A 17,769-nucleotide genomic window follows, 5' to 3' on the forward strand; every position below is an offset into this window, starting at 1 on the left:
CGAGGTGCTGAGTGGTGGTCACTTGTCCTGACCTCCGAACTTGCTCAGCCGCAGATAGACCATCGAGCAGAAGAGGAGGATCACGAACGCGATGGAGGTCAGCGCGGAGGCGTAGCCGAAGTCGTGCGAGTCGACGGCGATGGACGCGATGCGCAGCGGCAGGGTCGTCGTCTCACCCGCGGGGCCGCCGCCGGTGAGGGTGTAGAGCAGGTCGACGTTGTTGAACTCCCAGACCGCGCGCAGCAGCGTGGAGAGGATGATCGCGTCCTTCAGGTGCGGCAGCGTGATGTGGAAGAACTGCCGGAGGCGGCTCGCGCCGTCCACCTCCGCGGCCTCGTAGAGATCCTTCGAGACGGACTGCAGGTCGGCGAGGATGAGGATCGCGAAGAAGGGGACGCCGCGCCAGAGTTCGGCGACGACGACGGCCGGGAAGACGGTGCTGGTGTCCGAGAGCCAGGACGTGCCGTACGAGCCGATCCCCATGTCCGCGAGGTAACGGGTGATGCCCGTCTGCGAGTTGAAGATCAGCAGCCAGATCGTCGAGGTGAGCACGCCGGAGACGGCCCACGGCGAGAAGACCAGGGCGCGCGCCATCGCACGGCCGATGAAGGTCTGGTTGACGATCAGTGCGAGCCCCAGGCCCAGGAGCAGCTGCAGGACGACCTCGACGGCCACCCACTGCAGGCTGAAGCCGAGCGTCTGCCAGAACTGCGGGTCCTCGGTGAACGCGGTGACGAAGTTGTCGAAGCCCGCGAAGCCGTCACGCCAGGGCTTCGTGGGGTTGTAGTGGCGCAGGCTGTAGTAGAAGACGCTGATGACCGGGTAGGCGATGAAGCCCAGCATCAGGAGTCCGGCCGGCGCGATCAGCAGATACGGGAGGCGGCGCGGGGTCGCTCCCGTTCGGCGCCGGTGCGCACCCGGCGTGCGGCGCCGGGGCGGTGGCTGCGGTGGCGCTTTCGCCACAGCTGAGGCCATGTCTGCTTCTCCGTTCTCATGGGCGGCACACAGTCGGCGAGATGAAGCGCTTCGCAGACGTTGTTCGAGATCTCGTACAAAAAGGATGGTCGGGAGGGCTCAGCCCGCGTACGGGTCGGGGACCTCGCCCTCGCGGGCCAGGAACGCGAAGTCGCAGCCGGTGTCGGCCTGGGTGATCTGCTCGCTGTAGAGCGCGCCGTAGCCGCGTCCGTAGCGCGCGGGCGGCGGCGTCCACGCATCGCGTCGCCGCGCCAACTCCTCGTCGGACACGTCGAGATGGAGCGAGCGCGCCTCGACGTCCAGGGTGATCAGGTCCCCCGTACGGACGAGGGCGAGCGGCCCGCCCACGAACGACTCGGGCGCGATGTGCAGCACACATGTGCCGTACGACGTGCCGCTCATCCGCGCGTCGGAGATCCGCACCATGTCGCGCACCCCCTGCTTGAGCAGATGGTCGGGGATCGGGAGCATGCCGTACTCGGGCATGCCGGGCCCGCCCAGCGGGCCGGAGCCGCGCAGTACGAGCACGTGGTCGGCGGTGATGCCGAGCGCGGGGTCGTTGATGGTGCGCTGCATCTGCTGGTAGTCGTCGAAGACGACCGCGGGGCCGGTGTGCCGCAGCAGGTGCGGCTGGGCGGCGATGTGCTTGATGACGGCGCCGTCCGGGCAGAGGTTGCCGCGGAGCACCGCCACTCCGCCCTCGTCGGCGAGCGGCTTGTCGCGGGGGCGGATGACCTCGGGATTGTGCACGGTGGCGCCCGCGAGCTGCTCCCGCAGGGTGTCGTGGGCGACGGTGGGCCGGTCCAGATGGAGTACGTCGGTCAACTGGGCCAGAAACGCCGGGAGTCCGCCCGCGAAGTGGAAGTCCTCCATGAGGTACTGCCCGCCGGGACGCAGGTTGGCCAGGACCGGCACGGTCCGCGCGATCCGGTCGAAGTCGTCGAGCGTGAGCCGTACGCCGCTGCGGCCCGCCATCGCGATCAGATGGATGACGGCGTTGGTGGAGCCGCCGAGCGCGAGCACGGTGGCGACCGCGTCCGCGTAGGCGTCCTGGGTGAGCAGCTTGGACAACGTCAGTTTCTGGTGGACGAGTTCGACGATCCGGATGCCGGACGCGGCCGCCATCCGGTCGTGCCCGGAGTCCACCGCGGGGATGGAGGAGGCGCCGGGCATCGTCACGCCGAGTGCCTCGGCCGCCGCGGTCAGCGTGGAGGCGGTCCCCATGGTCATGCAGTGGCCGGGGGAGCGGGCCAACCCGCTCTCCAGCTCGGCCAGTTCGCAGTCGCCGATGAGTCCGGCGCGCTTGTCGTCCCAGTACTTCCACATGTCGGTGCCGGACCCGAGGACCTCATTGCGCCAGTGCCCCGGGAGCATGGGCCCGGCCGGCACGAAGACGGTCGGCAGGTCGGCGCTCGCGGCGCCCATGAGCAGGGCGGGCGTCGTCTTGTCGCAGCCGCCCATCAGCACGGCGCCGTCCACCGGATAGGACCGGAGCAGCTCCTCGGTCTCCATGGCCAGGAGATTCCGGTAGAGCATCGGGGTCGGCTTCTGGAAGGTCTCCGAGAGCGTGGAGACGGGGAACTCCAGGGGGAAGCCGCCCGCCTGCCACACCCCGCGCTTGACCGCCTGGGCGCGGTCGCGCAGATGGACGTGGCAGGGATTGATGTCGGACCAGGTGTTGAGGACCGCGATGACGGGCTTGCCCAGATGCTCCTCGGGCAGATACCCGAGCTGCCGGGTGCGCGCCCGGTGGCTGAAGGACCGCAGGCCGTCCGTGCCGTACCACTGGTGGCTGCGCAGTTCGTCCGGCCTCATGGCGACCACGCCTTCACCAGCGACGCTATCTCCTCGCGCCGCTCGACGGGCAGGACCCGGCTCGGCGGGCGCACCTCGCGGCGGCACAGACCGAGCGCGGCGAGGGCCTCCTTGACGACGGTGACGTTGTCGGCGGACTGGTCGGCGGCGCGCAGCTCCTCGAAGCGCCGGATCAGCTCCCAGACGTCCATGGCCGCCGGGTAGTCACCCGCCCGCAGGGCTTGGAGCATGCGCAGTGACACCTCGGGCGCGACATTGACCAGGCCCGAGGTGAAGCCGGTCGCGCCGACGGCCCAGTACGCGGGCGCGTACAGCTCGGCGAGCCCCGCCACCCACACGAAACGTTCGAGCCCCGCGTCCCGCGCGAACGCGGCGAAGGCGGCGGCGTCCGGCGTCGCGTACTTCGCGCCGATCACATTGGGGCACAACGCCCCGAGATCCGCGAGACGTTGGCCGGTCAGCCGCGGGTTGCGGATGTAGGGGACGACGCCGAGGTCCGGCACGGCGTCGGCGATGGCACGGTGGTAGTCGACCCAGCCGTCCTGGGACACGTACGGATGCACGGGCTGATGCACCATCACCATGTGCGCACCGGCGTCCCGCGCGTGCCGGGCGGCGGCGACCGCGGTCGGCAGGTCATGGCCGACGCCGACGAGCACGGTGGCCTCGCCGCCCGCCTCCTCCATGGTCAACTCGGTGACCAGGCGCCGCTCTTCGGGGTTCAGGGCGTAGAACTCGCCGGTGTTGCCGTTCGGGGTGAGCGTGTGGACGCCGCCGTCGACGAGCCGTCGCACCAGGGCGCGGTAGGTGTCCCGCTCCACGGAGCCGTCATCGGCGAACGGGGTCACCGGGATCGCCACGACGTCGGCGAGCGCGGAACGCAGGGAGTCGAAGCGGGAGTTGTGGCTGGATCCGGGCCCAGGTCCGGTCATGAAGGATCCCCCTCCGGGAACGCGCGCCGCACGAACGAGGCGATGTGGTCGTGGAGTCCGGCGGCCGCCGCGTCGGCCTCCCCGGCGAGCGCGAGCCGCAGGATCTCCCGGTGCTCGGCCGCCTCCCGCTCCCAGGAGGGCAGCGTGGCCCAGGCGACGGCGGAGACCAGGGCCGCCTGGTCGCGCACCTCGTCGAGCATGCGGGAAAGGAGCGGATTGCCGCACGGGAGATAGAGCGCGCGGTGGAACTCCCGGTTGGCCAGGGAGCGTTCGGCCGCGTCCGCAGCGGTGTCCGCCCGCTCCAGGGCGTCGCGCGCCTCCTCCAGGAGGGCGCCGGAGCGGACGGTGCGGCGCAGCGCCTCCGGTTCGAGCAGCAGACGGACGTCGTAGACCTCCTGCGCCATGGCCGCGTCCACCGTGCGCACGGTGGCGCCCTTGTACTGGCTCATGACGACGAGCCCGGTCCCTGCGAGTGTCTTCAGCGCCTCCCGGACGGGCGTCTTGGAGACCGCGAACTGGGCGGCGAGCTCGGTCTCGACGAGGGGCTGGCCGGGCGCCAACTGCCCGGTGAGGATACGGTGCTTGACCGCCTCGAGCACGTACTGCGTGCGCGAGGGGATGGGGTGGGGCGCAAAGTTCATCGATGCTCTCAGTCGTCGTGCAGCCGTGGTGCAGCCATCGCGTGAAGCCGTGGTGCCGTCATCGCGTATCGCGTCTCATATATGACGTACGAAGTACGACGCGATGAAGCTAGGGCGCCCATCGGCCCGCGTCAATGTTTCGCGCAGGAAAAACCGTTCGGTGCGGTGGAGTTGGACCGCTGGGGCTCGAAGCGCTTCGACAAGTTCCTGCCCGAACCGTTGACGTACTCACCCCGGCTCCCTACCTTGTCCCGGCAAGCGCTTTCCTAAAACGATTCAATCGCGTAGCGGAGGACGAACTGTGCCGACGAATGGGGAAGTTGACAGGCGCGGCCTGTTGAAACTGGCCGGCGGCTCGTTGGCGGCCCTCGGACTGACCGCCGCGGGCTGCGGTGGCACAAGCGGGTCGGGGGACGGGACCGTCACCATCCGGTACGCGTGGTGGGGCTCCGACGACCGCGCCAAGCGGATCAACCGGACCATCGAGCTCTTCGAGAAGAAGTACCCGAAGATCAAGGTGAAGACGGACTTCCAGCCCTACCTCGACTTCTGGAAGAAGTTCAACACCCAGGCGTCCGGGGGCAATCCGCCGGACGTCTTCCAGAACGCGATCGGCTTCCTGCGCAAGTACGACCAGCGCAACGTGCTGCTCGACCTGCACGCACAGGCCAAGGCGGGGAACCTGCGCCTCGAAGGGTTCCGCGCGGGCCTGGAGAAGTTCGGCGAGGTCGACGGCAAGCTGCTCGGCGTTCCGGTCGGCAGCAACTCCATGGCCCTGGTGATCGACAAGCCGGTCTTCGAGAAGGCCGGGGTCACCCCGAAGATGGGCTGGACCTGGGACGACTACCACTCCGCGATGGAGAAGATCCACAAGCAGGGAAGGTCGGGCGACAGCGGGCTGTACGGCGTCATGTACCTCTACGACCCCTACCTGCGCCAGCGGGGCAAGGCCTTCTTCACCGAGGACGGCCTGGGCTTCGACGAGGCCGACCTCAAGGAGTGGTGGACCAAGGGGTACGCCGGGGTGAAGTCGGGGATCTACTCCGACCCGAAGAAGGTCGCCCAGATCAAGCCCAAGTCGGCCGTGGCCGCCGAGATCGCCGCCTGCGAGTTCACCTGGGACAACTTCACCGTCCGCTACACCGCCGAGGGCAAGAGCGAGTACGGCCTCGCGCCGCTCCCGACCACCGACGGCAAGAAGACGGGGCAGTACCTCGGCTCACTGATGCTCAGCGGCTCCAAGCGCACCCAGCACCCCAAGGAGGTCGCGCAGTTCATCGACTTCATGGTGCACGACCCCGAGGTCGCCAAGATCATGGGATACGACCGCGGGGTGCCCACCACGACCGCGCAGTACGAGGCGTACAAGCCGGCCGAGGAGAAGGACAAGGTGATCGCCGCGGTCAACAAGGAGATCGCCGCGTACGAGGAGCAGCTGGTCGAAGCCGATGTCCTGGAGCCCATCACGCCGCACCCGGCGGGCGCCGACGTCTGCGAGTCGGCGTTCCTGCGGATCGCCGAGGAACTGGCCCTGGGGGAGCGGTCGGTGGACGAAGCGGTGAAGCAGTTCTTCACCGAGTGCAAAACCGCGCTCGGTTCCTGATGGGCGGCACGATGGCGTCCCTCCGAACCCCCGTGGCCCCGGCCGTCCCCGAGAAGCCGAAGCCGCCGCGCGGTACCCGCCTCCCCGCGGCCGCGCGGCGGCGACGGCGGGGCGAGAACATCGCGGGGTTCCTCTTCATGTCGCCCTGGCTCGCGGGCTTCCTGGTCCTGACCGCCGGGCCCATGGTCGCCTCGCTCTACTTCGCGTTCACCGACTACAACCTGTTCGACGCCCCCCAGTGGATCGGCCTCGACAACTTCACCGAGATGTTCGGCGACCCGCGCTGGCGCAAGTCGGTGGAGGTCACGCTCTGGTACGTCGTGGTCGGCACCCCGCTCAAGCTGGCCGCGGCGCTCGGCGTGGCGCTCCTTCTCAACCAGAAGCGGCGCGGACAGGCCTTCTACCGGGCCGCGTTCTACGCCCCGTCCCTGATCGGCGCCAGCGTCTCGATCGCCGTCGTCTGGAAGGCGATCTTCTCCGACGATGCGATCGTCGACCGTACGCAGCGGGCGATCTTCGGCATGGACGTGGGCGGCTGGACCGGCGACCCGCAGTGGATCATCTACAGCCTGATCGCGCTGACCGTGTGGCAGTTCGGCGCGCCGATGGTCATCTTCCTGGCCGGTCTGAAGCAGGTGCCGCGCGAGCTGTACGAGGCTGCGGAGGTCGACGGCGCGGGCACCTGGCGGCGGTTCTGGAACATCACCCTGCCGATGATCTCCCCGGTCCTCTTCTTCAACGTCCTCCTGGAGACCATCCACTCCTTCCAGATCTTCGCCTCCGCGTACATCGTCGGCGGCGGCGCGGGCGGCAACGCCTGCGGCCCGGCGGACGGTTCGCTCGTCTACACCTGCTACCTCTACGTCCAGGGCTTCGAGAACAGCCGGATGGGCCTCGCATCGGCCATGGCCTGGATGCTGCTGCTCGCGGTGGCCCTGGTGACGGCGGTCCTGTTCTGGTCCCAGAAGCGCTGGGTGCACTACGAGGAGGGATCCCGATGACCGCGCCGAGCGCACTGTCCGGCCGCCGCCGTCGCGGGGCCGGTTCGCTGGCCTGGCACGTCGGCTCCCTGGCGGTTCTGGCCGTCGTCCTCTACCCGGTGATCTGGGCGATCGGCGGCTCGTTCAAGGCGAACGACGAGATCGTCGGAAGCCTCGACCTGTTCCCCACCGACCCCATCGTCGCGAACTACGCCGGACTCGCCGACGGCATCGCCGACATCTCCATCTCCACCTTCTTCTCCAACTCCCTCTTCCTGGCGCTCGGGTCGGTCGTGGGAGTGCTCTTCTCGTGCTCCCTCGCGGGCTACGCCTTCGCGCGGATCAAGTTCGCCGGGCGCAACGTGCTCTTCGCGCTGATGATCGGCACCCTGCTGCTGCCGTACCACGTGCTCCTGATCCCGCAGTATGTGCTCTTCCAGAAGATGGGCCTGATCAACACCTACACGCCGCTGCTGCTCGGCAAGTATCTGGCGGTGGACGCCTTCTTCGTCTTCCTGATGGTGCAGTTCATGCGGAACCTGCCCAAGGAACTGGACGAGGCGGCGCGGCTCGACGGCTGCGGGCATCTGCGCATCTACTGGTCGATCGTGCTTCCGCTGTGCAGGCCCGCCCTGATCACCAGCGCGATCTTCACCTTCATCAACTCCTGGAACGACTTCATGGGTCCGCTGATCTATCTCAACGACCCCTCCAAGTACACCGTCTCGCTCGGCCTGAAGATGTTCGTCGACCAGGAGGGCCTTGCCAACTACGGCGGCATGATCGCCATGTCCCTCGTCGCGCTGCTGCCGGTCCTCGCGTTCTTCCTGGCCTTCCAGCGGTACCTGATCGACGGTATGGCCACGTCGGGTCTGAAGGGCTGAGCGCCGATGAAGGCCAGGACGATGGACCGCTTCGGCACCTTCGCCGAATGTCTGCTGACCGGGGTGTGGATCGCGCTCGCCGCCCTGCCCCTGGTCACGCTGCCCGCCGCCTTCGCCGCGGGGGCCCGTCACCTGAACCGGCATCTGGCCCACGAGACCTCGGGGTGGCGGGAGTTCACCGCCGATCTGCGCGCGGCGGCGCGGCGCGGCTGGCTGGTGGGCCTCGCAGGCTGGGCGGCGCTCGCCCTGCTCCTGGCGGACATCGCGTTCGTACGGGCGGGTCTGCCCGGCGGCGCGTTCGTCGGCGCGGTAGGGGTCGTGGCCCTGTTCGTCCTGGTCGTCACCGGCCTGCGGGCGGCCGCGAACTGGCGCCCCGGGGCGTCGTGGCGCGCGCTCCTGACCGAAGCGGTGCGTCGCACGCTGCGCGATCCCGCCGGTTCGCTGGTGATCGTGTGCGGCTTCGCCGTGGTCGTGGCCTCCGCGTGGTTCACCCTGCCGCTCGCGGCTCCCGCGCTGGGAATGGTCGCGGCGGCGGCGCTGGCAGTCGAACGGCGCGGCACGGCGGCCTGACGCCCCGCGTTCCAGGACCGGCCCGCATCGAGCCATCCGCACATCAGCACCTGTCATGCCCACGCAAAGAGAGAGGATCACCATGTCTCCGATCCCCCGCAGGTCCCTGCTCAAGGCCGCCGCCGTGGCCGGTGCCGCCGCGCAGTTCAGCTGGGCGCTCGGCCGCGGCGACGCCGAAGCGGCTCCCCGCGCGGCGGCTGCCGACGGCCCCGTCACCGTCGGCTGGCTGGAGAAGGGCGGGCTCGGTGCCGCGCCCGGCTCCACCTTCGGCGTCCCGTGGCCCAAGGGCGCCCACCCCGCCGGGCAGAAGTTCGCCGTCGCCGCCGAGGGCAAGGACATCCCCGTACAGACCTGGGAGACCGCCCACTGGCCCGACGGCTCGCTCAAGTGGACCGCGCATGCGGTGGGCCCGGCGGCGGCAGGTGCCGAGGAGTTCACCCTCAAGGCCGGGACGCCCGCCGCACCGGACAAGAAGGTCAGCGTCACCGAGACCCGCCGTGCCATCACCATCGACACCGGCGTCATCAAGGCCGTCATCGCCAAGGACGGTGAGCGGCTGGTCGAGTCCGTGACCCGCGGCGGCACGAAGATCGCCACCGACGGGCGGCTCGTCCTCCTTCGCCAGGGCGACCTCGACGACGGCGACCGGGGCAACGCCAAGTGGGATCGGTTCGACGGCGAGATCAGCGGCGCGAAGACGGAGCAGGACGGCCCTGTGCGTGCCGTGGTCCGCATCGACGGCAAGCACCGCAAGGGCAGCCGCAGTTGGCTGCCCTTCAGCGTGCGTCTCTACTTCTACGCGGGCGCCGACTCCTTCCGCATGGTGCACACCATCACGTACGACGGCGACGCGGAGAAGGACTTCATCCGTGGCCTGGGTGTCCGCTTCAGCGTGCCGATGCGCGACGCGGCGTACGACCGGCACATCCGGATCGCCGGCGAGGGCAAGGGATTCCTCACCGAGGCGGTCAAGGGCATCACCGGGCTTCGCCGCGACCCCGGCGCCGCCGTCCGCACCGCCCAGGTCAAGGGCGAGAAGCTGCCGGACCCGGCGACCTGGGACCAGCGGGTCACCACCCGCCTGCAGTACGTCCCCACCTGGGGCGACTACACCCTCGCCCAGCTCTCCGCCGACGGCTTCACCCTGCGCAAGCGCACCAAGCCGGGGCACACCTGGATCACGGCGGGAGGCGGCGGCCGGGCGACCGGGTTCGGGTACGTCGGCGGTGTCGGCGGCGGCTTCTCCTTCGGCCTGCGGGACTTCTGGGAGAAGCACCCCGCCCAGCTGGACATCCGGGGAGCCGCAGGTGACACGGCCGAGGTCACGCTCTGGCTCTGGTCGCCCGAGGCGCAGCCGATGGACCTGCGCACGTACCACGACGGGATGGGCCAGGACACGTTCCCCGAGCAGATCGAGGGCCTCAACATCACCTACGAGGACTACGAACCCGGCTTCGGCACCCCGTACGGCATCGCCCGCACCAGCGAGCTGATGTTCTGGGCGAACGCCGCGACCCCCTCCGCGTCCACCCTCGTCGACCAGGTCACCGCAGTGCGCACCCCGCCCCAACTGGCCGCCGCCCCCGAGCATGTGACGAAGACGGGCGTCTTCGGCGGCCTCTTCTCACCCGTCGACCGCTCCACGCCCGCGAAGGCGACGATCGAGGACCACCTGGACTTCCTCTTCACGTACTACAAGGACCAGGCCGAGCAGCGCCGCTGGTACGGCTTCTGGGACTACGGCGACATCATGCACACCTACGACGAGGACCGGCACCAGTGGCGGTACGACGTCGGCGGCTACGCCTGGGACAACTCCGAGCTCTCGCCCGACCTGTGGCTCTGGTTCGCCTACCTGCGCTCGGGCCGCGCCGACATCTTCCGCTTCGCCGAGGCCATGACCCGCCACACCGGCGAGGTCGACTCCTACCACCTCGGAAAGTGGGCGGGCCTCGGCACCCGCCACGGCGTGCAGCACTTCGCGGACAGCGCCAAGCAGCAGCGGATCTCCACGGCCGTCTACCGTCGCCCCTACTACTTCCTCACCGCCGACGAACGCGTCGGCGACCTGATGCACGCCCTGGTCGACTCCGACGAGACGTTCCTCGTCCTCGACCCCCTGCGCAAGATCCGCACCGAGCCGTACGAACCCGACCGCAACGCCCTGTCCATAGGCTTCGGCACCGACTGGAGCGGCCTGGCGGCGGCCTGGCTCACGGAATGGGAGCGCGGCGGCCCCAAGGCGGCGAAGGCAGAGGCCCGCCTGCGCTCCACCATGGAGACCATCGCCGCCCAGCCGAACGGCTTCGTCCAGGGCAGCGGCCTCTACGACCTCGACACCGGAACGTTCGCGGTGGCCGCCGAGCCCGCGGTGAACGTCTCCCACCTCTCCGCGATGTTCGGCCTCGTCGAGATGTGCGCCGAGCTGATCGACCTCGTCGACCAGCCGAAGTTCAAGGAGGCCTGGCTGGACTACTGCCGCTACTTCAACGCCACCAAGGCCGAGCAGAAGGAGCGCTACGGCAAGGACTTCGGCAGCCTGCTGCTGTTCCAGGGCCACTCCCGCCAGGACGCGTACGCCGCCGCCCAGTTGAAGGACGGCGGGCTCGCGACGCGCGCCTGGCAGAAGTTCCACGACAGCGACGGCTACACGAAGGCGATGAGCTGGGACAAGACCGACCTGGAAGGCCCGGCCGTCCTGGAACCCGGCTACGAGAACCTGCGGATCAACACCAACGAGACCGCGCTGTTCGGCCTTGCCGCCATCCAGAACCTCGCCCTGGTCGGCGACCGGATCCCCGGCTAACCGCCCGACACAGTGAGGGAGTTGGTCGTGAAGTCGAGGCCTCCCGCCGAGCCGCTGATCTCGTAGCCGAACTGCACGTCGCCGATGGTTTCGTTGCCCATCCAGCCCTTGGTGTTCTTGATCCACTTGAGGATCGGCAGGACGTCGACGGTCCCGGACGAGGAGTCGGAGGTGCGCAGGAAGGAGAAGACCTCGTTGGCGCCGTTGGTGCCCTTGTAGACCGCCCAGGTGTGGCCGCCCAGGCTGACGGTGCCCTGGGCGGTGCCGAGCGGGCCGACGTTCCCGTTGTAGTTGACCCAGAGCATGATCTCGTAGTCGTGGTCGGTGTCCCAGATGTCGTACGAGGAGTTGTAGTCGCCTGCCGAGGGGACCTTGACGTCGTACGAGCTCTTGAGCGAGGAGAGTGAGTCGATCGGCTTGCCGATGACCTTCTTGGAGTTCGGGTAGGACTTGATGCCGCTGGTGTTCGGGTGGTCGGCGTGCACGCTCCACTTGGTGCCGGAGTCCGCCGACACGCACTGGCTGCCCGCGCCCGAGCCCCAGATGTTGTTGTAGAGGGTGTAGCCGTCCAGGGTGGTGTTGCCCCACTGGTCGCAGGAGCTCCAGACGGCGGCCTGGGCGGGGGCGGATGCGAGCCCGAGCGCCGCGCCCGCCACCAGGGTGGGGGCGAGCAGCAGGCGGGTCAGGGTGCGGCGGGGGTGTCGTGTCATGTGGGGTCTCCAGGGTGGGGGGAGGAGTGCCGCGGGTCCGGGTCGGGCCCGCGGTCGTCGTCGGCGTGGCGCAGCACGGCCACACCGTGGCGGCCGAGGGCGATCGCGCCCTCGGCCTCCTTGCCGGTCAGCAGATCGAGGTGCCTGCCCGGCACGGGCACGGTCACCTGCTCGCGGCCGTGGTGCAGGAGGAACAGGAGATCGCCGCGGCGTACGGCCTCCACCGCGCGGGGGAGGCCTGCGAGCAAAGGCCGTACGCCTGCTTCGGCGGCCACGCGCGCGAGCAGCTCGCGCAGGGCCTCGGGCTCGGGAAGCGTGGACAGATACCAGGCGCGGTCGTGGCGCAGTACCGCAGGAAGACCGTCGAGCTCGCCGCCCCGGTAACTCGCGACCGTCTTCGCGCAGTCGTCGGCCTCCAGCTCCTCCGACCAGAGCGTTCCGGTGAACTCCCCGCAGTCCACGCTCTCGCCGGCATCGAGCGGCCACCACTCGTGCACGGTGCGGATGCCGAACAGCTCCCGCAGGCGGGCGTCCATGCCGCCGGGCCGCACCCGGTCGTCGGTGTCGGCCACACCGGTGAGGAAGCCGCAGACGAGGGTGCCCCCGTCGCGTACGTACGACAGGAGGTTGTCGATCGCGCTGTCGGTGAGGAGGTACAGGTGGGGGACGGCCACCATGCGGTACGGGCTCAGGTCGTGCTCGGGGTGGGCGAAGTCGACGGGAGTGTTCGCCTCCCACAGCGCGCGGTGCCAGGCGCGAAGGACCTCCGCGTGGTCGACCAGGCGGGAGGGGCGGCCCTCCTGCTGACTCGCCCACCAGGAGTCCCAGTCGTGCAGGACCGCCACCTCGGCCGTGACACGCGTGCCCGCCACCGCGGGGCCGACCGCGGCGAGTTCGGCGCCGAGCTCCCTGACCTCCTGGAAGGTGCGGCCGTGCTCGCCCGCGTGGCTGACCATCCCGGAGTGGAACTTCTCCGCGCCCTGCCGGGACTGACGCCACTGGAAGTAGCAGACGGCGTCCGCGCCGCGCGCCACCGCCTGCCAGGACCAGAGGCGGTTCAGGCCCGGCGGCTTGGGGTGGTTCACGCCGCGCCAGTTGACCGGACCCGCCGCCTGCTCCATCAGCATCCAAGGGGCGCCGCCTGCCTGAGAGCGCGTCATGTCCTGTACGAGCGCGCCCTGTTGGGCGCCGAGCGGATCCCTGGGGTCGGGGTAGACGTCGACGGAGACGACGTCCTCGTGCGCGGCCCACTCCCACGCGTCCTGTCCCGACCACAGCGGCATGAAGTTGGTGGTGACCGGCAGGTGCGGGGTGTGCGCGGTGACGATGTCCCGCTCGGCACGGAAGCACTCCAGCCAGGAGTCGGACGTGAAGCGCTTGAAGTCCAGGACCTGGGTGGGGTTCTTCAGGTAGTGGGCGCGGCGGGGCGGCAGGATCTCCGCCCAGCTGTCGTAGCTCTGGCCCCAGAAGGCGCTGCCCCAGGCCGAGTTGAGAGCGTCGAGGGAGACGTACTTCGCCCGCAGCCAGCGGCGGAACGCCACGGCCGCCTCGTCGCCCCAGTCGTAGGTGCAGTATTCGTTGTTGATGTGCCACATCGTGAGCGCGGGGTGGTGCGCGTACCGCGCTGCCAGGTCCTCGGTGATGGCGGCGGCGTACCTTCGGTAGTCGGCGCTGGAGTGCGCGAAGTGCTGACGCGAGCCCCACCACTCCACCTGCCCGTTCTCGTCCCGGGGCAGCGTCTCGGGGTGCAGGCGGCCCAGCCACGGCGGGGGAGCGGAGGTCGGCGTCGCCAGGACGACACCGATGCCGTGCTCGTGCAGCAGGTTCATCAGCCGGTCGAGCCAGCCGAACTCGCGCTCTCCGGGCCGGGGTTCGAGCCTCGCCCAGGAGAAGACGCCGAGGGTGACGGAGTTGACCGAGGCCTCGCGCATCAGGCGTACGTCGTCGAGCCAGACCTCCTCCGGCCACTGCTCGGGGTTGTAGTCGCCGCCGAACAGGATCCGGCCGCGGGTGGTGTCGTCGAGGGAAGGCATCGGTGGATCAGCCCTTCACTGCGCCGGTGAGCATGCCCTGCTTGAAATGCCGCTGCACGAACGGCGAGAGGACGGCGACCGGCAGGAGAGCCAGGACCATCACGGCCATCTGGATGGCGAGCGGCGACAGATGCCCCGTGTTGATCGCCTGGGCCAGACCCGTCGGCTTCTGCTGTTTGATCACCAGCTGCTGCATGACGTTCTGCAGCGGCATCATGTCCGGGTCGCTGAGGTAGATCGACGCGTTGAACCACGCGCTCCAGTACCCCACCGCGTAGAAGAGCGTGATGACCGCGATCACCGCGCGGGACAGGGGCATGACGATCCGCCACAGGATGAGCAGGTCCCCGGCTCCGTCGATGCGGGCGCTCTCGATCAGCTCCTGCGCCGTGCCCATGAAGAACGCCCGCAGGACGAGGATGTTGAAGACGTTCAGGGCGCTCGGCAGGATCAGCGACAGATAGGTGTCCGTGAGGCCGAGGCCCTGCACCACCAGATAGGTGGGGATCAGTCCGGCGCCGAAGAACATCGTGGCGACGATCAGCAGGAGGACCGGGCGGTGCAGGACCGATCCCGGGCGCGAGAGACCATAGGCGCACAGGACGGACACCACCATGCTGAAGAGCGTGCCGACGACCGTGACGCCCACGCTGACCAGCGTGGCCCGCGACACCTGGCCGCCGCCCAGCAGCTCCTGGTAGTGGACGAAGGTGACGCCCCGGGGGATCACCACCAGACCGCCCGTCTCGGTGATCGTCTTCACCGAGGAGAGGCTGGTGACGACCACCACCCACACCGGGAAGAGGACCGCGAGGCAGACCAGGGTCAGCGTCACGCCCTTGGTGGCCAGGCCGGCCCGGGTCGGGGGCTCCTCCCACACCGGACGCAGACCGGTGCGGCTGCCGGGCTTGATGCCGAAGTTCAAGAGGCACTGGCTCATCGCTTGTACACCCCCTGCTCGCCCATGAGGTGGGCGGCCTTGTTGGCCCCGAGCACCATCAGGAGGCCGAAGACGCCCTTGACGATGCCGATGGCGGCGCCGTAGCCGAAGTTGCCGTTGTCCAGGCCGGTGTTCCACACGTAGGTGTCAAGGACCTCGGAGGCCGTGGGGCCCACGGCGGTGCGCTGGAGCAGGATCTGCTCGAAGCCGACCGTGAGCGCGTTGCCGACCTGGAGCACGAGCAGCAGCGCCACCACCGGGCGCAGCGCGGGCAGCTGGATGTGCCACATGCGCCGCCAGCGGTTCGCGCCGTCCATCGCCGACGCCTCGTACAGATCCGGGCTGACCGCGGCGAGTGCGGCGAGGAAGACGATGACGCCCCAGCCCGCGTCCTTCCAGACCATCTCGAAAGTGACGAGGAACTTGAACAGGCCCGGGTCGGTCATCAGGTCGAAGCCCTCGTGCCCGTGGTCCCGAAGGACCTGCGCGACGAGACCCGCCCCGCCGAACATCTGCTGGAAGACCGTGATGACCAGGACCCAGGAGAAGAAATGCGGCAGGTACAGGATCGCCTGGGCGACCGCCCGCACCCGGGGCCGCACGAAGCTGTTGATGAACAGCGCCAGCGCGATCGGCAGCGGAAAGAACAGCGTCAGCTGGATCGCGAAGATCGCGAGGGTGTTCCTGACCGCCTGCCAGAACAGCCGGTCGTCGACCATGTGCCGGAAGTGCTCGATGCCGATCCAGGGGCTCTGCGTCATCGCCTGGAACGCGTTGTCGGCGATGTAGGGGTCGTAGTCCTGGAAGGCGACGACGTTGCCGATCAGCGGTACGTAGTTGAAGACGAGCAGGAGCAGCAGCGCGGGCAGCACCATGAGGAGCAGCGCGCGGTCGCGGCGCAGCCGGTGCCGCAGCGGCATGCGGGCGGGCGCCTTCTTCGCGGGGGGCGCGGCTTCGACGGGCCCGGTGGGCGCCCGCTCGGTGGTGTCGCGCGCGTGAGTCGTGATCTGGGCCATGTCAGGACGCCGAGTCGCCGGTCGCCCCGGTCTCATCGAGCAGCTTCTTGTACCAGTCGCGCAGCTTGTCGCCGCCGCCCGACTTCCAGTCCGCAGCAGCCTGCTGCATGTCGCCGACCTTCTTGCGGCCGCGCACGATGTCCTTCTCCAGGTCCTCGAACTCGGCGTTCAGCTCGGTGTACCGGGTCGGCTCGATGATCATCATGCCGTGGAAGAGCGGCTTCTTCGTGTGCGCGCCCTGGCGCTGCTGCCACTCGACCATGCCCTCGGTGACGTCCGGCAGATCGGGATAGGCGACGAAGGGCGCGGGGGACGCCAGATACTCGTACGTCGAGAAGACCTCGTTGTTGCCCTTGCCGTTCTTGGTGAGGACGCCGTCCTTGAACGTGTGGTGGACGCCCTCGACGCCGTACATGCGAAGGCGCTGCTCCTTCGAACCGTAGGGAGCGGCGGTGTAGTTGGCGAGCGCGAGGATGTCACGGACGGTCTTCTCGTCGGCCTTCTCGCTGATGAACGTCCAGATGTCGGCGGGCGGACGCGCGTACAGCGTGGGCGCTCCGCCGTCGGCGGCGAAGTAGTCGAACGCCTCCATGCGGAACTTCTTGTTGTCCACGCGCTGCACGGCCGCCTTGCCGTACCAGTCGGACAGGTCCTGGCAGTACATCCAGACCTTGCCCGCCGCGCACAGGTCACCGATGCTGCCGGTCTCGGCCTTCGCGTCGGGGTGGACGAAGCCCGCCGAGTAGAGCTTGCGCGACCACTCCAGGGCTTCCAGATACTCATCGGTCTCGTAGCGGTTGACCAGCTTGCCGTCGACGAGCTTCCAGTAGTACGGCTTCTCCGGGAGCACGCCGAAGATGTTCCAGGCCGCCCAGCTCATGTCGCCGCACGCCCACACCTTGCTCTTGGGGGCGTTGAGCTGCTTGCACAGGTCGTAGAACTCCTGGGCGCTGGTGGGCGCTTCGAGCCCCTCCTTCTCGAAGAGGTCGGTGCGGTAGAACGGCGCGATGTTCGGCGTGGTGGCGGAGGGCATCGGCAGGCCGCGCAGCTTGCCGCCGAAGACGGAGCGCTGCCAGGCGCCGGTGGGGATCGCGGCGAGGTTCGGGTACTCCTTGATCTTGTCGCCGCTCAGGTAGGGGCCGAGGTCCGCGAACTTGTTGGCGATGGCGCTCGGTATCTTGCCGGTCAGCTCCCAGCCGGGCACGACCACGGCGTCCGGGACGCCGCTGGAGGCGAGGACCGCGCCCAGCTTCTGGCCGTACGTGTCGCCCTGCTGGTTCTGCCACTTGACGCGGACGCCGGCCGCCTTGTCCATCGCCGCCCAGTAGGGATTTCCCTGCTTCGGGACGTTCCCCCAGATCGGTGCCATGACGGTGAACTCACCGCCCTCGCCCAGCTTCTGAGGCACCGACACCTTCAGCTCGGCCGCCGGGAGGGCCTTGGTGAAGCCCGCCGCCGAGCCGTTCTTGGCGGGGATGTCCGGGCTGGCCAGGGACGACGCGGCGTACGTGGGGAGCAGCCCCTTGAGCTTCTTCCCCGTCGTGGTGCCCTCGTTCTTCGACCCGCTGCCCCCGCAGGCCGTGAGCAGTGGGGTTCCGCCGGCCACGACGAGCGCGGCGAGGCCGGAGTGGGCGAGGAAGGTTCTCCGGCTCGATCGGGGGCTTCCCGAACGGGAGCTGGTGGAGAGGGAGTTCGGCGTCATTGCGTCAACCCTTCGTGGCGCGCGCCCGGACACACGGCGGTCACCGCCGGTCGGCTTTCGAAGCGCTTCGATGTTGCTGCGAGGTTAAGTGAAGGCTTGGGCCGTAACAAGACTCGGTTCTGAATTCCTCCAAGGCGCGGGGGAGTTCCAGGAATACGCCAA

General features: G+C 69.1%; 14 protein-coding genes. 5 read left to right on the plus strand and 9 right to left on the minus strand.

Annotated elements, in window-relative coordinates:
• Positions 1-18 precede the first annotated feature (18 nt).
• From ABZ833_RS20370 to ABZ833_RS20385, 4 genes are all read right to left on the minus strand, one after another.
• Complete coding sequence (locus ABZ833_RS20370) at positions 19-975, minus strand: sugar ABC transporter permease (protein WP_361048538.1); 957 nt, start codon at positions 973-975, stop codon at positions 19-21.
• Positions 976-1,074: 99 nt separating this feature from the next.
• Entirely contained in the window at positions 1,075-2,790 is a 1,716-nt protein-coding gene (gene araD / locus ABZ833_RS20375; RefSeq protein WP_361048540.1) for an L-arabinonate dehydratase, read from the minus strand.
• Entirely contained in the window at positions 2,787-3,722 is a 936-nt protein-coding gene (locus tag ABZ833_RS20380) for a dihydrodipicolinate synthase family protein (protein WP_361048543.1), read from the minus strand. The genes araD and ABZ833_RS20380 overlap by 4 nt, the downstream gene beginning before the upstream one ends.
• Positions 3,719-4,363, minus strand: a complete 645-nt coding sequence (locus tag ABZ833_RS20385; RefSeq protein WP_249591624.1) for a GntR family transcriptional regulator — start codon at positions 4,361-4,363, stop codon at positions 3,719-3,721. The genes ABZ833_RS20380 and ABZ833_RS20385 overlap by 4 nt, the downstream gene beginning before the upstream one ends.
• Positions 4,364-4,664: 301 nt before the next feature.
• Between ABZ833_RS20385 and ABZ833_RS20390 the strand changes: the two genes are divergently transcribed.
• The 5 genes from ABZ833_RS20390 to ABZ833_RS20410 all read left to right on the plus strand — a co-directional run bounded on the left by ABZ833_RS20390 (position 4,665) and on the right by ABZ833_RS20410 (position 11,206).
• On the plus strand, positions 4,665-5,966 hold the full coding sequence (locus ABZ833_RS20390; protein WP_361048545.1) for an extracellular solute-binding protein: 1,302 nt from the start codon (positions 4,665-4,667) through the stop codon (positions 5,964-5,966).
• An 11-nt stretch (positions 5,967-5,977) separates the two neighbouring features.
• Positions 5,978-6,967 carry a sugar ABC transporter permease gene (locus ABZ833_RS20395; RefSeq protein ID WP_361048547.1) on the plus strand — a complete coding sequence of 330 codons (990 nt, stop codon included), beginning with the start codon at positions 5,978-5,980 and terminating at the stop codon, positions 6,965-6,967.
• Entirely contained in the window at positions 6,964-7,830 is an 867-nt protein-coding gene (locus ABZ833_RS20400; protein ID WP_361048549.1) for a carbohydrate ABC transporter permease, read from the plus strand. The genes ABZ833_RS20395 and ABZ833_RS20400 overlap by 4 nt, the downstream gene beginning before the upstream one ends.
• 6 nt (positions 7,831-7,836) lie before the next feature.
• Entirely contained in the window at positions 7,837-8,400 is a 564-nt protein-coding gene (locus tag ABZ833_RS20405; protein ID WP_361048551.1) for a hypothetical protein, read from the plus strand.
• Positions 8,401-8,482: 82 nt separating this feature from the next.
• Positions 8,483-11,206: a Tat pathway signal sequence domain protein gene (locus tag ABZ833_RS20410; RefSeq protein WP_361048553.1), complete on the plus strand. Its 2,724-nt coding sequence runs from the start codon at positions 8,483-8,485 to the stop codon at positions 11,204-11,206.
• Here ABZ833_RS20410 and ABZ833_RS20415 read toward each other — a convergent pair.
• The 5 genes from ABZ833_RS20415 to ABZ833_RS20435 are packed head-to-tail and all read right to left on the minus strand — an operon-like array spanning position 11,203 to position 17,607.
• Entirely contained in the window at positions 11,203-11,916 is a 714-nt protein-coding gene (locus ABZ833_RS20415) for a hypothetical protein (RefSeq protein WP_361048555.1), read from the minus strand. The two genes, ABZ833_RS20410 and ABZ833_RS20415, sit on opposite strands and share 4 nt — an antisense overlap.
• The gene (locus tag ABZ833_RS20420; RefSeq protein ID WP_361048557.1) at positions 11,913-13,949 is read right to left on the minus strand and encodes a beta-galactosidase; all 2,037 of its coding nucleotides are present in this window, start codon (positions 13,947-13,949) and stop codon (positions 11,913-11,915) included. The genes ABZ833_RS20415 and ABZ833_RS20420 overlap by 4 nt, the downstream gene beginning before the upstream one ends.
• A gap of 7 nt (positions 13,950-13,956) precedes the next feature.
• The gene (locus ABZ833_RS20425) at positions 13,957-14,889 is read right to left on the minus strand and encodes a carbohydrate ABC transporter permease (protein ID WP_361048559.1); all 933 of its coding nucleotides are present in this window, start codon (positions 14,887-14,889) and stop codon (positions 13,957-13,959) included.
• A complete protein-coding gene (locus tag ABZ833_RS20430) occupies positions 14,886-15,905 on the minus strand; it encodes an ABC transporter permease subunit (RefSeq protein ID WP_361048561.1) in 1,020 nt (339 codons plus the stop codon). Before ABZ833_RS20430 ends, ABZ833_RS20425 begins: the two co-directional genes overlap by 4 nt.
• A gap of 1 nt (position 15,906) precedes the next feature.
• Positions 15,907-17,607 (minus strand): extracellular solute-binding protein, encoded by a 1,701-nt coding sequence (locus tag ABZ833_RS20435; protein WP_361048563.1) that lies wholly within the window; start codon positions 17,605-17,607, stop codon positions 15,907-15,909.
• Between the last annotated feature and the right edge of the window lie 162 nt (positions 17,608-17,769).

It is taken from the genome of Streptomyces sp. NPDC047525, from assembly GCF_040643025.1.
Taxonomy (GTDB): Bacteria; Actinomycetota; Actinomycetes; order Streptomycetales; family Streptomycetaceae; genus Streptomyces; species Streptomyces durmitorensis.

Coding starts and splice junctions, on each gene's coding strand:
- ABZ833_RS20370 (WP_361048538.1), bottom strand. CDS start 975: ATGGCCTCAGCTGTGGCGAAAGCGCCACCGCAGCCACCGCCCCGGCGC.
- araD (WP_361048540.1), bottom strand. CDS start 2,790: ATGAGGCCGGACGAACTGCGCAGCCACCAGTGGTACGGCACGGACGGC.
- ABZ833_RS20380 (WP_361048543.1), bottom strand. CDS start 3,722: ATGACCGGACCTGGGCCCGGATCCAGCCACAACTCCCGCTTCGACTCC.
- ABZ833_RS20385 (WP_249591624.1), bottom strand. CDS start 4,363: ATGAACTTTGCGCCCCACCCCATCCCCTCGCGCACGCAGTACGTGCTC.
- ABZ833_RS20395 (WP_361048547.1), top strand. CDS start 5,978: ATGGCGTCCCTCCGAACCCCCGTGGCCCCGGCCGTCCCCGAGAAGCCG.
- ABZ833_RS20400 (WP_361048549.1), top strand. CDS start 6,964: ATGACCGCGCCGAGCGCACTGTCCGGCCGCCGCCGTCGCGGGGCCGGT.
- ABZ833_RS20405 (WP_361048551.1), top strand. CDS start 7,837: ATGAAGGCCAGGACGATGGACCGCTTCGGCACCTTCGCCGAATGTCTG.
- ABZ833_RS20410 (WP_361048553.1), top strand. CDS start 8,483: ATGTCTCCGATCCCCCGCAGGTCCCTGCTCAAGGCCGCCGCCGTGGCC.
- ABZ833_RS20415 (WP_361048555.1), bottom strand. CDS start 11,916: ATGACACGACACCCCCGCCGCACCCTGACCCGCCTGCTGCTCGCCCCC.
- ABZ833_RS20420 (WP_361048557.1), bottom strand. CDS start 13,949: ATGCCTTCCCTCGACGACACCACCCGCGGCCGGATCCTGTTCGGCGGC.
- ABZ833_RS20425 (WP_361048559.1), bottom strand. CDS start 14,889: ATGAGCCAGTGCCTCTTGAACTTCGGCATCAAGCCCGGCAGCCGCACC.
- ABZ833_RS20430 (WP_361048561.1), bottom strand. CDS start 15,905: ATGGCCCAGATCACGACTCACGCGCGCGACACCACCGAGCGGGCGCCC.
- ABZ833_RS20435 (WP_361048563.1), bottom strand. CDS start 17,607: ATGACGCCGAACTCCCTCTCCACCAGCTCCCGTTCGGGAAGCCCCCGA.